The 13,850-nt window shown below is 59.2% G+C and carries 17 protein-coding genes and 2 tRNA genes; 18 read left to right on the forward strand and 1 reads right to left on the reverse strand.

Going from position 1 to position 13,850, the window contains the following annotated elements:
• Positions 1-78: 78 nt before the first annotated feature.
• The 3 genes from folE to M516_RS0113460 all read left to right on the forward strand — a co-directional run bounded on the left by folE (position 79) and on the right by M516_RS0113460 (position 1,208).
• Positions 79-645 carry a GTP cyclohydrolase I FolE gene (gene folE / locus M516_RS0113450; RefSeq protein WP_029099596.1) on the forward strand — a complete coding sequence of 189 codons (567 nt, stop codon included), beginning with the start codon at positions 79-81 and terminating at the stop codon, positions 643-645.
• Between the two features lie 89 nt (positions 646-734).
• Positions 735-811, forward strand: a tRNA-Pro gene (locus tag M516_RS0113455).
• A 320-nt stretch (positions 812-1,131) separates the two neighbouring features.
• Positions 1,132-1,208: transfer RNA gene (locus M516_RS0113460), tRNA-Pro, on the forward strand.
• Between the two features lie 52 nt (positions 1,209-1,260).
• Here M516_RS0113460 and M516_RS24360 read toward each other — a convergent pair.
• Complete coding sequence (locus tag M516_RS24360) at positions 1,261-2,274, reverse strand: copper amine oxidase N-terminal domain-containing protein (protein WP_051188215.1); 1,014 nt, start codon at positions 2,272-2,274, stop codon at positions 1,261-1,263.
• 193 nt (positions 2,275-2,467) lie between these two features.
• Here M516_RS24360 and M516_RS0113475 point away from each other — a divergent pair, with 193 nt between their 5' ends.
• The 15 genes from M516_RS0113475 (at position 2,468) to aroH (ending at position 13,633) form a co-directional block, all read left to right on the forward strand.
• Complete coding sequence (locus tag M516_RS0113475; protein WP_029099597.1) at positions 2,468-3,151, forward strand: lytic transglycosylase domain-containing protein; 684 nt, start codon at positions 2,468-2,470, stop codon at positions 3,149-3,151.
• A 34-nt stretch (positions 3,152-3,185) separates the two neighbouring features.
• The gene (gene mtrB / locus M516_RS0113480) at positions 3,186-3,416 is read left to right on the forward strand and encodes a trp RNA-binding attenuation protein MtrB (protein ID WP_029099598.1); all 231 of its coding nucleotides are present in this window, start codon (positions 3,186-3,188) and stop codon (positions 3,414-3,416) included.
• A 56-nt stretch (positions 3,417-3,472) separates the two neighbouring features.
• Positions 3,473-3,988 carry a hypothetical protein gene (locus M516_RS0113485; RefSeq protein ID WP_029099599.1) on the forward strand — a complete coding sequence of 172 codons (516 nt, stop codon included), beginning with the start codon at positions 3,473-3,475 and terminating at the stop codon, positions 3,986-3,988.
• Positions 3,989-4,102: 114 nt separating this feature from the next.
• On the forward strand, positions 4,103-4,936 hold the full coding sequence (locus M516_RS0113490; RefSeq protein WP_029099600.1) for a heptaprenyl diphosphate synthase component 1: 834 nt from the start codon (positions 4,103-4,105) through the stop codon (positions 4,934-4,936).
• Positions 4,937-4,941: 5 nt separating this feature from the next.
• Positions 4,942-5,661, forward strand: a complete 720-nt coding sequence (locus M516_RS0113495) for a demethylmenaquinone methyltransferase (RefSeq protein WP_029099601.1) — start codon at positions 4,942-4,944, stop codon at positions 5,659-5,661.
• A 42-nt stretch (positions 5,662-5,703) separates the two neighbouring features.
• A complete protein-coding gene (locus M516_RS0113500) occupies positions 5,704-6,573 on the forward strand; it encodes a UbiA-like polyprenyltransferase (RefSeq protein ID WP_029099602.1) in 870 nt (289 codons plus the stop codon).
• A complete protein-coding gene (locus M516_RS0113505) occupies positions 6,570-7,166 on the forward strand; it encodes a UbiX family flavin prenyltransferase (protein WP_029099603.1) in 597 nt (198 codons plus the stop codon). The genes M516_RS0113500 and M516_RS0113505 overlap by 4 nt, the downstream gene beginning before the upstream one ends.
• A 4-nt stretch (positions 7,167-7,170) precedes the next feature.
• Positions 7,171-8,034, forward strand: a complete 864-nt coding sequence (locus M516_RS0113510; RefSeq protein ID WP_029099604.1) for a menaquinone biosynthesis protein — start codon at positions 7,171-7,173, stop codon at positions 8,032-8,034.
• Positions 8,035-8,043: 9 nt separating this feature from the next.
• A complete protein-coding gene (locus M516_RS0113515; RefSeq protein ID WP_029099605.1) occupies positions 8,044-9,009 on the forward strand; it encodes a polyprenyl synthetase family protein in 966 nt (321 codons plus the stop codon).
• A gap of 102 nt (positions 9,010-9,111) precedes the next feature.
• On the forward strand, positions 9,112-9,555 hold the full coding sequence (gene ndk, locus M516_RS0113520) for a nucleoside-diphosphate kinase (protein ID WP_029099606.1): 444 nt from the start codon (positions 9,112-9,114) through the stop codon (positions 9,553-9,555).
• Positions 9,556-9,788: 233 nt separating this feature from the next.
• On the forward strand, positions 9,789-10,562 hold the full coding sequence (locus M516_RS0113525) for a CheR family methyltransferase (protein ID WP_029099607.1): 774 nt from the start codon (positions 9,789-9,791) through the stop codon (positions 10,560-10,562).
• A gap of 75 nt (positions 10,563-10,637) precedes the next feature.
• A complete protein-coding gene (locus tag M516_RS25620) occupies positions 10,638-10,802 on the forward strand; it encodes a hypothetical protein (protein WP_176703209.1) in 165 nt (54 codons plus the stop codon).
• Between the two features lie 194 nt (positions 10,803-10,996).
• Entirely contained in the window at positions 10,997-12,157 is a 1,161-nt protein-coding gene (gene aroC / locus M516_RS0113535; protein WP_029099608.1) for a chorismate synthase, read from the forward strand.
• Positions 12,157-13,257, forward strand: a complete 1,101-nt coding sequence (gene aroB, locus M516_RS0113540) for a 3-dehydroquinate synthase (protein ID WP_029099609.1) — start codon at positions 12,157-12,159, stop codon at positions 13,255-13,257. Before aroC ends, aroB begins: the two co-directional genes overlap by 1 nt.
• Before the next feature lie 4 nt (positions 13,258-13,261).
• On the forward strand, positions 13,262-13,633 hold the full coding sequence (gene aroH / locus M516_RS0113545; protein WP_029099610.1) for a chorismate mutase: 372 nt from the start codon (positions 13,262-13,264) through the stop codon (positions 13,631-13,633).
• Positions 13,634-13,850 lie beyond the last annotated feature (217 nt).

Here is a 13,850-nt window from a genome sequence, read left to right on the forward strand (position 1 = left end):
TATGCGGATCGTTTTGTTTTTTTCAGGGGAATGTGATAAGATGGGCTTGTTTCATCCGCAGGAGAGGGAGGTTTTGACATGAAAGAGGTCGATCTGGAGAAAATTCAGCAGGCGGTCCGCATGATCATCGAAGCGATCGGCGACGATCCGGATCGGGACGGATTGCTGGATACGCCCAAACGGGTGGCGAAGATGTATGCAGAAGTGTTTGAAGGCATGAGAATAAACGAAGAAGAGTACTTTGAGACGGTGTTCAGCGAAGATCACGAAGAGATGGTGCTGGTGAAGGACATTCCGTTCTACTCCATGTGCGAACACCATTTTGTGCCCTTCTTCGGCAAGGCTCATGTCGCGTACATCCCTCGCGGCGGCCGCGTGGTGGGCTTGAGCAAACTGGCCCGGGCCGTCGAAGCGGTAGCCCGCAGACCGCAGCTGCAGGAGCGCATTACGTCGACCGTAGCTGACGCGATCGTCCGCAAGCTGGACCCGCACGGAGTCGTTGTGGTCGTGGAAGCGGAGCATATGTGCATGACCATGCGCGGAGTGAAAAAGCCGGGCTCCAAAACGGTGACGTCCGCGGTACGCGGCATCTTTGCCAATGACGCGGCAGCGCGCGCGGAAGTGTTCAGCCTCATACGTACATAACTTGCATAACTTGCATAACTTGGAAAGAGAAAAGAGACAGAAAGGTATTGACACCCTGGTTAAAATATTGTATAGTACAGATGTACAGTCGGGATGTGGCGCAGCCCGGTAGCGCGCACCCTTGGGGTGGGTGAGGTCCAGGGTTCAAATCCCTGCATTCCGACCATCTACTTCTATCATGGAAGAACGCCTCTCGTGCCAATCCGATTGGACGAGAGGCGTTTTGTTTGTGCAGGTCGCGGCCATGCCGCGGCAGGATCCGGCTTCCGGCACGTTGGTTTCCGGGCCGGTAGGGGACACAAACGACCGCGCGAGGTATGGCCGTACCTCCCGATTGGGGAAAAGCCCCAGCCGTGTTCGAATATCGCGTAAAACGGATCGGCCTGCGTGAACGCATACTTTCGCACGTTTTTTTTCCATGATTCTCTTGCCAGAATGGGTGTGGTTCCCTTATAATAGGCGATGTTCCACTCAGGAATGTTTCGTCGGGATGTGGCGCAGTCCGGTAGCGCGCACCCTTGGGGTGGGTGAGGTCCAGGGTTCAAATCCCTGCATTCCGACCATTTCAACCAAAAACGTCTCTGCTGGGATCATCCGGCAGAGACGTTTTTGGTTTCATGAAGCGTTTGGGCTGAAAAGGCCGTACGGGCTGGCCTGCACCATGTCGGTGATATACCATCCGGTCGTCCCGTTTGCGGACAGCCGCTCTACCACAAACTGCTCCGTAGCTGTCGGATAGGGAGGCCCTGCGGACGTGATCTCCGGGAACGTCACGGTGTAGGCAAAGGCGGTCTCGCTCAGCTTTTTCTTTTCCTTCACGGTAATCGGGCCGACCCAGGGGCTGGACACGCCGGTCACCCAGTTCATCTCGTCCGGGATGCGGTTCAACTGTTTGCGAAGTTCGGGTGAGAGGGCGGCGTACTGCAGGGCGCCGCTCCGCGTCTGTTCGCCGCGTCCCCACAGCATCACCGCTTCGTCAGGCGTGGACGGAACGAGATGCTGTTCAATCACGGCAATCTGCTCCTCAATCGCTTCCGGCTGCGGCGTCTGGATGGACAGGGTGCGGGCCGCCTTGTCGTACTGCACGCGGGCGCGGAACAGCTCCTCCAGCCAGTCCTGCAGGACGTAGACGCGGCCGTCGCGAAACGCCGCGTCGTAGATGACGTACCCGTCGTTCCCCTGGGATACGGTCAGTTTCGGTTTGCTCCCCTGCCCGGTTTGTTTCAGGTGCAGCACAAGGGGGCGCATCTCACCGTCAGGGAGACGAAGCTGCCTGGCCCCGGCAGGGATCGGACACATCTGCTTCTCCTTTTCCGGACTCTGGAGTGTCAGACCCTGCCGGTACGAATCGAGCATCTTTTGTTTCCCCAACACGGGCGGCCTGCTGATGATGACGGCTCTGGCGGACGGCTCCCACTCCACGGTGGCGCCCAACTGCTCGGCTGTCCAGCGAAGCGGTACCATCAACTGGTCGCCGGCTGCGTGGATGCCGGCAGGCGTCTCTACGACGGCACCGTTTACCTGAATCGTCAGCGGCGCGTCGGCAGCGGCCGCAAAAGCGGAAGGTGCCCATCCGCTCATGCATGCAGCGAGAACGACGGTGGCGAGGCGGTATCTTCCTTGCTTCATGGGGACATTCTCCTTCGGGTTTCTTGTCTTTACTGGTATAGACAGGGAAAGGGGGCCGTTCGTTTCGCGTCCGCGCCAGTTTTTTCAATCGGTCGCCGCCGCGGCGCTTCCTTTTGGCAAATTGGCTATTGGCTTCCTGATTTTTCTTCCCTATAATGGGGGGTGAAGACAAGCGAGGAAAGGTTGTTCCCGAATGAAGATGTCCGTATCGTTTCAGCCGTATCTCCACATCACACCGCAGCCCCGGATCAATGGCACGGGCACGTCTCCCGATCCGCTCGGCGGGGACGCGCAGTTTGCCGACCTGCTGCAGGCGGAACTGGCCAGCGGGCAGCGTGTCATCGCCGCCGAAGAGATACTGGCGGAACTGGACGGCTCTCCCGACTGGGAGTTTGACCGGGCCTTCGGTGACGAGCCGCCGCGCGACGCGGAGAAGACGGCGCACACGCCTGTCAGCCGCCAGTCCATCTTGAAGAAAATCAGCGATGTCGCCCGCACGTTCGGGGTGGATGAAGACCTGGTCCGGGAAGTGGTTCGGGCGGAGTCCAACTTTAACCCCAATGCCGTTTCCCGTGCAGGGGCAAAAGGGCTGATGCAGTTGATGGACAGCACGGCGCGGGCCATGCACGTGCGAAACGCCTACAATCCCGATGAAAATCTGGCGGGGGGCACCAGGTACCTGCGCAGCCTGCTCGATCGGTACGACGGAAATGTGAAGGTCGCCCTGGCCGCCTACAATGCCGGTCCCGGCCGGATCGACCGCCTGGGCATCGACACCGACGAAGAGCTGGAAGCACGGTACGATCAACTGCCCCGCGAGACCCAGCGCTACGTTGCGAAAATCATGCAACGGTTGAACGGCGGCGGGACATCATAGGGGTAGCAGTTCAGCAGGGTAAGGAGGAAACAAGGTGGCACAATCGCCATATACGCAGCAAGACTACTTTGTCGTCAAAGCAAAGGAAAACGGCGTTCACGTCATCGGCTTGACGCGCGGTTCCGACACGCGCTTTCACCACACGGAAAAGCTGGACAAGGGCGAAGTGATGATCGCCCAGTTCACGGAACACACGTCCGCCATCAAGGTGCGCGGCAAAGCGGTGATCTACACCCATCACGGCGTGATCGAGACGTCGGAGTAAAAGCAGGCATAGCCTGCTTTTTTGTTTTGTACAATGGTGGTGAGGAGGGATGTCTCATGCCCCGCAGGCTGCTGGCCGCCATTGCCGTCTCCACGCTGCTCGCTCTCATGCTGTCGCTGGTTCCCGGCGTGCCCTGGAACCAGCCCGATATACCCGCGTTCCAAGCGTCTCGCCCGGTCGACCTGAGCGAGCAAAATGTCGTGGATTTATTTACTTTCATGTCGACTCATTATAATATTAAGCGTGTAAAATGGGAAAATCCGTCGGTTCATGTCGATTTGGCCGTTTCCTCCGGTCAGCGTGCGGAACTGCCGCTCGTGTACCGCGATTTTTACGTCCTAGTGCGCGATCTGTTTCGGTTGACTGCCAACGTGGAGCAGGTCTACATCCGCCTGCTGGAAGTGGAACCCGACACGCCGGCCCCCAAGCTCCTGATCGCCGTCGAAGCCCAACGGAAGGACAAGTCAGCCTACGAAACGCCGCCGGAGCAGATTGCCGATCTGGAATCGCACATCAGAGCCCGTTTTCCCGTACGAATCGACCCTTATTTTTACCAGAGAGTTAGTCCCTGACCAAAGAAGTGTGGTATGATGGTAGGGACGGACTTTTTGCCGGGTCCCGGCGAGAAGGTGAAAGCGAACGGAAACAGGCACCAACCAGGTTGAACCGCTTGTGGAGGAGGACGCATGAGCAAAGAACAGACCCCATACGTAGACGAGGTTCGAGCGATCATCGACCAGATCTACCAAAGCATCACCCATTCGTTTGTAGAACAATACGTCGATGTTCCGGCCATAGCGGAAAACCGGCTTGCGCTGTTGTACCTGTTTCTGCTGGAGCGGGGCATGACCAAGGAACGGGCGCGGACGTTCTCCATGTCGACAGGCCTCGTCCAGTTGGGACTTGACATGCACGAGCGCGTCAAAAATTCCTATGACAATTCGCTGGCGGCAGAGCGCAGCCGGCAGCTCACCGTTCTGGCCGGCGACTACTACAGCAGCCGGTACTACCAAATGCTCGCCGAAGCCGGTGAAATGGAAGCGATTCAAGTGCTGTCGGACGCCATCCAGCGGGTAAACGAAGCGAAAATGACGCTGTACATGGCGGAACGCGACGGCCGGCTGTCGTCCGACGAGTACCTGACGCTACGGACGGAGATTGACACGGGATTGTACGTGGCCATCGTGGACAAGTACGCGGACAGTGAAGAAACGCGCCGGTTTTGGACGGCCCTGTTTGAAGAGACGGCGGCCGTGGAGAACATGCTGGGCGAGTGGGAGCAGTTAAAGTGGCAACAACAGGTTCCCTTTGGCTTCTCCCGCTTTCTGTTGCAAAAACCGGGAGCGACGATCGCCCAGGTGGCGGCGGCTCTGGAAGCGAAAGCGATGGAACTGATGAGCATCTGCGAACAACTGGTTCGTTCGCTGCATCCGCCAGAGACCCGTCACGTGCTGACGTGGATCACCTCCCGCTACTCGCACCGCGTCAACCGGCTGAAACGGGTCATTGAGGAGATGTAGTCCAGGTGAATCAGATCCAGATGAAGGAAAAAGCGAAGTACGTCCATTCCGTGTTTGAAAGCATCGCGGAAGAGTACGACAAGATGAACAACATCATCAGTTTCGGCAGCCACATCGCCTGGCGCAATTACACGATGAAGCAGATGAACATACGGCCGGGCGACACGGCGCTTGACGTGGCCTGCGGCACCTGCGACTGGACGATCGCGCTGGCCAAGGCGGTCGGGGAAAAAGGGCGCGTCGTCGGTCTGGACTTCAGCCAGAACATGCTTGACGTCGGCGCGTACAAGGTGGAGCGGGAAGGCGTCGGCAGCGTGGTCACGCTGGTCAACGGCGACGCGATGCAGCTCCCGTACGAGGACAACACCTTTGATTTCGTCACCATCGGCTTTGCGCTGCGCAACGTCCCCGACATCCAGACGGTGCTGAACGAGATGACGCGCGTGGTCAAACCCGGCGGGAAAGTGGTCTCGCTGGAGGTGTCCAAACCGCCGTTTTTACCGTACCGCAAGCTGTTCTACCTGTACTTTTACAAGATCCTGCCGCTGATCGCCAAATGGACGGTAAACAAATACGAGGAGTATGCCTGGCTGCCGCAGTCGCTGACCCATTTCCCGGACAGCCGCGAACTTGCCCGCATGTTTCAACGGGCCGGACTGGAGCCGGTTCAGGTAAAGCTGTTCATGGGCGGAGTGGCGGCCCTGCACATCGGCACAAAAGCATAGTTTGCCAGTAGGCATCCTTCTGTGGATGGGAAGTGTTTTCACGTGAGTCTTCGCAAATTGAAAATTATTTTGGAAATGATCAAGTTTGAACACTCGATTTTTGCCCTTCCGTTTGCTTTCATGGGAGCGGTCTTGGGCAACATTGTAGTAGAGAACGCCTGGCCCACCTGGAGGGAGATTTTCTGGGTGACCGTGGCCATGGTGGGAGCGCGCAGCGCGGCGATGTCGCTGAACCGGCTGATCGACCGGTACATCGACGCGAAAAATCCGCGTACCGCAAACCGGGCCATTCCGGCCGGACTGATTTCCGTGGCCGAGGTTGTCGTCTTTATCGTTGCCTCTTTCGCCGTGCTGTTTTTCGCCGCCTTCCAGTTGAACGCACTGGCCGTCAAACTGCTGCCGCTCGCGGTGTTTGTCCTGATCCTGTACTCGTACACGAAACGCTTTACGTGGCTTTGCCATTTCGTGCTCGGCGTGGCCATCGGGTTCGGGCCGCTGGGGGGCTGGGTGGCGACGACCGGCCAGGTGGATTTCACCGGACTGCTGCTGTTCCTGTCCGTCATGTTCTGGACCGCCGGCTTTGACATCATTTACGCCTGCCAGGACTTCGAGTTTGACCGCAGGGAAGGGCTCTATTCCATGCCCAGCCGCTTCGGCATCGCCAACGCCCTGCTGGTGGCACGGGCCTGCCACGTCATCACGTTCGTCGGCCTCCTGTCTCTGTACGTTACCGCCAACCTGTCCGTCTGGTTCCTGATCGGCGTGCTGATTTCCGGCGCCATCCTGGTGTACGAGCATACACTGGTAAAACCGACGGACCTGTCCAAGCTGGACGTGGCCTTTTTCAACATGAACGGCATTTTGAGCATGGTCATGTTTACGTTTACCATGATTGATCTGGTGATAACATGAGCGCACAAAAATGGGCCGTTGGCATCACCGGGGCGAGCGGCGCCGTCTACGGCGTCAGACTCGTCCGGGAACTGCTGCGCGGCGGCCATACCGTACACTTGATGATCACGGAGGCCGGCTGGCAGGTGTTTCGGGACGAGCTGGACTGGAACACCGACGACCGGGAGGCCCTGATCCGGGAAAAACTGCAGCAGGATTTACCCGGCGCCCTCCATTACTGGGGCATGCGCGATTTCAACTGCCCGGCCGCCAGCGGCTCGTACCGGTGCGACGGGATGGTGGTCGTCCCCTGCTCGATGGGAACGCTTTCCGGCATCGCCCACGGGGCGTCGGGCAACCTGCTGGAGCGGGTGGCTGACGTGATGCTGAAGGAGCGGCGCCGGCTGGTGCTGGTCCCGCGGGAGACGCCGCTGAACGCCATCCAGCTCGAAAACATGCTGAAGCTGAGCCGCCTCGGCGTTACCATTCTGCCGGCCATGCCGGGGTACTATCACAAGCCGCAGACCATGGACGACCTTGTCAATTTTGTCGTGGGAAAAGCACTGGACGCGCTGGATGTACCGCACGAGCTGTTCCGGCGCTGGGGGGAATAAGATCATGCAGAAGTCCTTGCGCATTGGACAAATCCTTTACACCAACGTACTCCCTGTCTACTTTTACTTTGACCAGGAGCGCTTCGAAGACCGGATCGACTTCATCCGGCAGGTGCCCGCCCAGTTGAATCGGGCGATGGCCCGCGGCGAGATCGATCTCGGACCGATTTCGTCCTTCAGTTACGCCGAGCATGCCTCCCGCTATCTGGCGCTGGCCGACCTGTCCGTCAGCGCCAAGGGGAGAGTAGGCTCCATTTTCTTGTTCAGCAAGCGGCCGATCGAGGCGCTGGACGGTGCCCGGATCGCCCTGACCAACACGTCCGCCACGTCGGTCAATTTGCTGAAAATCATTCTGCAAACGTTTTACGGCCTGCACGTCTCGTACGTGACACAGGAACCGGTGCTGGCGGAGATGATGCGGGACGCGGACGGGGCGCTCCTGATCGGCGACGACGCCATTTTCGCCTACCGCCAGGGCGGGCCCTATCACGTCTACGATCTGGGTGAACTGTGGCATCGCTTTACCGGGTATACCATGACGTTTGCCCTGTGGGCCGTGCGCAAAGAGGTGATCGGCGAACAGGCCGACCTGCTGCGCGAGGTTCACGAGGCCTTTTTGGCCAGCAAGGAGAAGACCCGCCAAAACCTGGACCCGCTGGTGGACTACGTGCACGGGCAGTTTGGCGGCGAAAAGGAACACTGGCGTCAGTACTTCCGGGGGCTGGTGCACGATTTCCGGGACGAGCAGCGGACGGGGCTGGAATACTACTACCGGTGCGCGGCGGAGCTGGGCCTGCTGCCCGAACCGGTGACCGTGTCCGTGTGGGAACATCCCGGTTGTCAGTCCCACATTACGTTGACGAAATAGGTGGAGCGGATGAACCTAGTCGATATTTACTTTCAACTGAAAAACGACGTCCAGTACATCGAAAAGGAACTGGAACAGTCGATCGATACCGGCGTGCGGGACTTGTACCTCTCGTCCACACACCTGCTCAAGGCGGGGGGAAAACGGATACGCCCGGTGTTTGTGCTGCTCGGCGGAAAGTGGGGCAACTACGACGTGAAGCGGCTGAAGCACGTGGCCGTGCCGCTGGAGCTGATCCACATGGCGACGCTGGTGCACGACGACGTGATCGACGATGCGGACAAGCGGCGCGGGAGAGACACCGTTCGCACCCAATGGGACAACAAGGTGGCGATGTACACGGGGGACTACATTTTCGCCCGGGCGCTGTCCATCGCGGCCGAGCTGCGCATTCCCGAACTGCACCGGATTCTCTCCAACGCGATTGTGGAAGTGGTCAAAGGCGAGATCGAACAAGTGCGCGACCTGAACAACTGGGAGCAGAACTTCCGCGCGTACCTGCGCCGGATCAAGCGGAAGACGGCGCTCTTGATCGCCATTAGCTGCCAGATGGGGGCGATTGCCAGCGGTGCCGGCCCCGAGCTGGTCCGCAAGATGTACCGGTACGGCTACAACGTGGGGATGGCGTTTCAAATTACCGACGACATCCTCGACTTCACCGGAACGGAAAAGCAGTTGGGCAAACCGGCGGGAAGCGACCTGCGCCAGGGGAACATTACGCTGCCGGCGATGTACACCGCCCGGTTCGGCAAGTCGCGCGACCGCTTTCAGGCGTGGATTCGCGACAATACGCTCCGGAATCACGTAGATGAAGCGATCCAACTGGTGCGAAACGACGACGGCATCGCCTATGCCCAGGGGCTGGCGGAGCGGTACATTGCCCGTGCGCGGGAGGCGCTGGCCGGACTGCCGGACAACCAGACCAAGAAGTCCCTGCTCGGCATCGCCAATTTCATGGTGGACCGGAAATTTTAATCGCTTTTTCACGGGGGGCTGTTGCTTGCCCCACGCTCTTTTGATAAAATTTTCGTTGGTGTGCAAGCACCAATACATAGCTGTACTGGAGGCATACTTACGATGGAAAAAACGTTTCTGATGGTGAAACCTGACGGCGTGCAGCGCAACCTGATCGGGGAAATCGTTTCCCGCTTTGAGAAAAAAGGCTTCCAACTGGTAGGCGCGAAGCTGATGAACGTCAGCCGCGAACTGGCCGAGAAGCACTACGCTGAACATAAAGAGCGCCCGTTCTTCGGCGAACTGGTCGACTTCATTACGTCCGGTCCGGTCTTTGCCATGGTATGGCAGGGCAACAACGTGATTGCGACCGCGCGCGCCATGATGGGCAAAACCAACCCGGCGGATGCGGCACCGGGCACCATCCGCGGCGACTTCGCCACTTCCGTGGGCATGAACATCATCCACGGTTCCGATTCCCCGGAAAGCGCCGAGCGCGAAATCGCTCTCTGGTTCAACGAAGGGGAAGTGCTCTCCTACGAAAAAACGATCCAACGCTGGATCTAAGAGGGATGGGGAAAGACTCCGCACGCGGGGTCTTTTTCTTTTTTCGCCAAATGTCAACAAAAATCGGCAGGATTTTGCAGAAAAAGGGCGAATCGCATGGATAAGCGGCAAAACAGCGCCGTCCCCGCCAAGTGAAGCAGCGTCTTCCAGGGGGCGTTTCGCCGCTTCAAAACGTGCAGCGCTTGCCGGCGGGCACGCCTTCCAACACGAGTAAAAGGGGTATTTTCGCAATCATGGAAGACAAGGATTTTCTCCAGTTTATCGCCAACGTAAAGAAACTGACAGGAATCGATCTCGCCCTTTACAAAGAAGCCCAGATGAAGCGGCGGTTGACCTCGCTCAGGCTGAAGCGGGGCTATTCCACGTTCGCCCAGTACTTTGAGGCCATCTCCAAGGACAAGGACCTGTTCTACGAATTTCTCGACCGGATGACGATCAACGTGTCCGAATTTTTCCGCAACCCGGGCCGGTGGGAGGTATTGGAACACAAGATCCTGCCCCGCTTGGTCAAGCAGTCGCCCCGGCTGAAGTGCTGGAGCGCCGCCTGCTCCACCGGCGAAGAGCCGTACACGCTGTCGCTGATCCTGATGCGCAACCGCTGGGAGGCGTCGCTGCTCGCCACCGACATTGACGAAGGGGCGTTGGCCAAGGCCAAACAGGGGGTCTACACCGAGCGGTCGCTGCAGGATTGTCCCAAGGATCTGGTGGCCAAGTACTTCGTCAAGGACACGATGAGCTACCGGATTGCCGACGAGGTCAAAAACCGGGTGACGTTCCGCAAGCACAACCTGCTGGCTGATCCGTTCGACTCCCAGTTCGACCTGATCATCTGCCGCAACGTCATGATCTACTTCACCGAGGAGGCGAAGCACGAGCTGTACCACAAGTTCAGCCGGGCGCTAAAGCCGGGCGGCGTGCTGTTCGTCGGAAGCACGGAGCAGATTTTCCAGCCGCAGCAGTATCAGTTGGAGTCGGAAGACACGTTTTTTTATCGGAAAATGGGATAAGGCGGACGTGCCCTTGGTATATCCCTGCTGTTTTTTCCCAACACTAATGCTATCTACCAATAGGGGAGGAAGCAGATGGACAAGCAAAAGGTCATCGAAGCATACCGACGCGGTCTGATTACGCTTCAGGAGTGCGGGCAAATCCTCGGTGCGGAAAAGGAGCAGTTGGACAAACTCGTCCGCGCGAATCACCTCCGGCGGCCGCTTTCCTCTTATCTGACGGTGGATCATCACATGTGAGCGCCGCGAATCCGATTGACGCTTCTCCTGCGAGGGAGAAGCGTTTTGCCTGTCTGCGCAGGGCGTACGGACAGTTTGTCACTTTTGTATTTGCACGGACTGACAGGTATGATATTATAACGCTTAAAAGTGATAAAGGACAGCACCCCGCGTCAGAGGAGGGGAATGCTGCCTGAGGATGGAGGAAGCGAGAGATGCGATACTTGACAGCAGGGGAATCTCACGGACCGCAGCTCACCGCCATTATTGAAGGCGTTCCGAGCAACCTGCCCTTTTCCGTCGAAGCGGTCAACGAGCAGTTGGCGAGACGGCAAAAGGGACACGGGCGCGGCCGGCGGATGCAGATTGAAAAAGACCAGGTGAAGGTGCTCTCCGGGGTTCGGCACGGATACACGACGGGCGCGCCGATCACGCTGGTCGTGGAAAACAAGGACTGGACGCACTGGCAGGGAATCATGAGCGCCGAGCCGGTGGAAGGAGCGGAAGAGAAGCGGCGCGTCTCCCGTCCCCGTCCGGGTCATGCCGATCTCAACGGCGCGATCAAGTACCATCAACGGGATATGCGAAATATTCTGGAACGTTCCAGTGCGAGGGAAACGGCCATCCGCGTCGCAGTCGGGGCTGTTGCCCGGCAGCTATTGGCCGCCTTTGGCATCCGGATCGGCGGTCACGTGCTGCAGATCGGCGATGTGGTGGCCAAACGGCAGGACGTTACGCTGGACGAACTGATCGCCCGTTCCGAGGAATCCCCCGTGCGATGTCTGGACAAGGAAGCGGAGCCGCGCATGATGGCGGCGATCGACCAGGCCAAACAGGACGGCGATTCGCTCGGCGGCATCGTCGAAGTGATCGTGGAAGGCGTACCGATCGGGCTGGGCAGCCACGTCCAGTGGGACCGCAAGCTGGACGGTCGGCTGGCCCAGGCGATCATGAGCATCCAGGCGTTCAAAGGAGTGGAGATCGGGATTGGCTTCGCCGCGGCGGGCCTGCCCGGTTCCCAGGTGCATGACGAGATCGTGTGGAGCCAGGACACCGGATACAGCCGCAAGACAAACAACGCCGGCGGTCTGGAAGGCGGAATGACGACAGGCATGCCGATCGTCGTGCGCGGCGTGATGAAGCCGATTCCGACGCTGTACAAACCGTTGATGAGCGTGGACATCGACACCAAGGAGCCGTTTTCCGCCAGCATCGAACGTTCGGATAGCTGCGCTGTTCCTGCCGCCAGTGTCGTGGCCGAAGCGGTGGTCGCCTGGGAAATCGCTCGCGCCATGTGCGAAAAATTCCCGTCCGACTCAATGGACGACATGCTGGAAAACGTGCGCCAGTATCGCGCGTACACGGAGCGGTTCTGATGGCGGTCGAAACCCTTTACGTGGAGTTGGGGGAGCGCACGTATCCGATCGTGATCGGCGACGGTGTCATGCGGCAGGTGGCGGCCCTGCTGCAGGATGCGGGCATTTCCCCGGCGAGCCGGCTGTTTGTCATATCCGATGAGAACGTAGCCCCGCGCTATCTGCAGCCGCTGAAGCAGGCGCTGGAGACGGCGGGCTATCGCGTGACGGACTGCGTGATTCCCCCGGGAGAGCAGTCCAAAAGCCTGGCGGTTTACGAACAGGTGATGACAAGGGCCATCGAGGCGGGGCTCGACCGCAAATCGGCCATCCTTGCCCTGGGAGGCGGCGTGGTAGGCGATTTGGCCGGCTTTGCGGCCGCCACCTACATGCGGGGCATCGCCTTTGTGCAGGTGCCGACCACGCTGTTGGCGCACGACAGCTCGGTGGGCGGCAAGGTGGGGATCAACCATCCGCTGGGCAAAAATCTGATCGGCGCCTTTCACCAGCCGCGGCTGGTGCTGTACGATACGGCCGCGCTGCGCACGCTGCCTGAGCGGGAAGTGGCGGCCGGTTTTGCCGAGGTGATCAAGCACGGACTGATCGCCGACGAGTCGTTCGTCGACTGGCTGGAGGAGCATGCGGAGCGTCTGTGGCAGCTTGATGCTGAATGGGTGGGCCGCGCCATTCGCCGGGGATGTGCGATCAAAGCGGCGATCGTCTCGGCTGACGAGACGGAGCAGGGACAGCGCGCCCTGCTCAACCTGGGGCACACCTTTGGCCACGCGTTCGAAGCGCTGTGCGAATACGCCGTGTTGAACCACGGGGAGGCGATCTCCATCGGCATGTGCCTGGCCGCAAAAGTGGCCGAGCGCATCGGCTTTGCCCAGGCAGGCGTTTTTGCGCGGACGGAACGGCTGCTTCGCCTCTTCCGCCTGCCCACCGCCTGGCCAAACGGCCTGGAGCCGGAAGCCGTGCTGGACGTCATGAAGCGGGACAAAAAAGCCGTCGGCGGCAAGCTGGCCTTGGTGCTGCCGCGGGCCATCGGGCAGGTGGAACTGGTCAAGGACGTGGATGAACAGGAGATATTGACAGCGATGAAAGAAGAAGCGGGGGCTTAGAGAAATGGGAGTGCGAGGAATCAGGGGAGCGATCACGATCGAGAACGACACGCAGGAAGAGATCGTTTCCGCCACCAAGCTGCTGCTGGAGGAGATGGTCAGCCGAAACGGCGTACGGGCTGACGACATCGCCAGCATTCTCATCACCACGACGGAGGACATCAAGGCGACATTTCCGGCGCAGGCGGCGCGTCTCCTGGACGGATGGCAGTACGTGCCGCTCATGTGCGCCAGGGAAATTCCCGTGCCGGGCAGTCTGCCCCGCTGTATCCGCGTGATGATGCACGTCAACACGGACAAGGCGGCGTCGGAAATACATCATGTGTTCATGCGCGATGCCGTCAAACTTCGTCCCGATTTGGCAAATCGCGGTTGACAATGTGGGCGTTCTCTTTTACCATAAAGTGAAACGAGGACGCCTCGTTTTACCGGTAATGCAATGATACCGGCTGAGAGTTGAGAGTGAGCAGAGCAGAGTTGAGAAGAGTTAGGCAGAGGAGAGAAGAGCGAGCCGGATGGACCAGCACAGACCAATCCAGGACTCTTCCTGGATTTTTCTTTTTCTCCCCCTATCTCTTCACCTGACAAACGGG

The organism is Brevibacillus thermoruber 423, from assembly GCF_000454065.1.
Lineage (GTDB): Bacteria > Bacillota > Bacilli > Brevibacillales > Brevibacillaceae > Brevibacillus > Brevibacillus thermoruber.

Excerpts from the sequence above, each read along its gene's own strand:
- folE (WP_029099596.1), top strand. The coding sequence starts at position 79 with ATGAAAGAGGTCGATCTGGAGAAAATTCAGCAGGCGGTCCGCATGATC.
- M516_RS24360 (WP_051188215.1), bottom strand. The coding sequence starts at position 2,274 with ATGAAGCAAGGAAGATACCGCCTCGCCACCGTCGTTCTCGCTGCATGC.
- M516_RS0113475 (WP_029099597.1), top strand. The coding sequence starts at position 2,468 with ATGAAGATGTCCGTATCGTTTCAGCCGTATCTCCACATCACACCGCAG.
- M516_RS0113485 (WP_029099599.1), top strand. The coding sequence starts at position 3,473 with ATGCCCCGCAGGCTGCTGGCCGCCATTGCCGTCTCCACGCTGCTCGCT.
- M516_RS0113490 (WP_029099600.1), top strand. The coding sequence starts at position 4,103 with ATGAGCAAAGAACAGACCCCATACGTAGACGAGGTTCGAGCGATCATC.
- M516_RS0113505 (WP_029099603.1), top strand. The coding sequence starts at position 6,570 with ATGAGCGCACAAAAATGGGCCGTTGGCATCACCGGGGCGAGCGGCGCC.
- M516_RS0113510 (WP_029099604.1), top strand. The coding sequence starts at position 7,171 with ATGCAGAAGTCCTTGCGCATTGGACAAATCCTTTACACCAACGTACTC.
- M516_RS0113515 (WP_029099605.1), top strand. The coding sequence starts at position 8,044 with ATGAACCTAGTCGATATTTACTTTCAACTGAAAAACGACGTCCAGTAC.
- ndk (WP_029099606.1), top strand. The coding sequence starts at position 9,112 with ATGGAAAAAACGTTTCTGATGGTGAAACCTGACGGCGTGCAGCGCAAC.
- M516_RS0113525 (WP_029099607.1), top strand. The coding sequence starts at position 9,789 with ATGGAAGACAAGGATTTTCTCCAGTTTATCGCCAACGTAAAGAAACTG.
- M516_RS25620 (WP_176703209.1), top strand. The coding sequence starts at position 10,638 with ATGGACAAGCAAAAGGTCATCGAAGCATACCGACGCGGTCTGATTACG.
- aroC (WP_029099608.1), top strand. The coding sequence starts at position 10,997 with ATGCGATACTTGACAGCAGGGGAATCTCACGGACCGCAGCTCACCGCC.
- aroB (WP_029099609.1), top strand. The coding sequence starts at position 12,157 with ATGGCGGTCGAAACCCTTTACGTGGAGTTGGGGGAGCGCACGTATCCG.
- aroH (WP_029099610.1), top strand. The coding sequence starts at position 13,262 with ATGGGAGTGCGAGGAATCAGGGGAGCGATCACGATCGAGAACGACACG.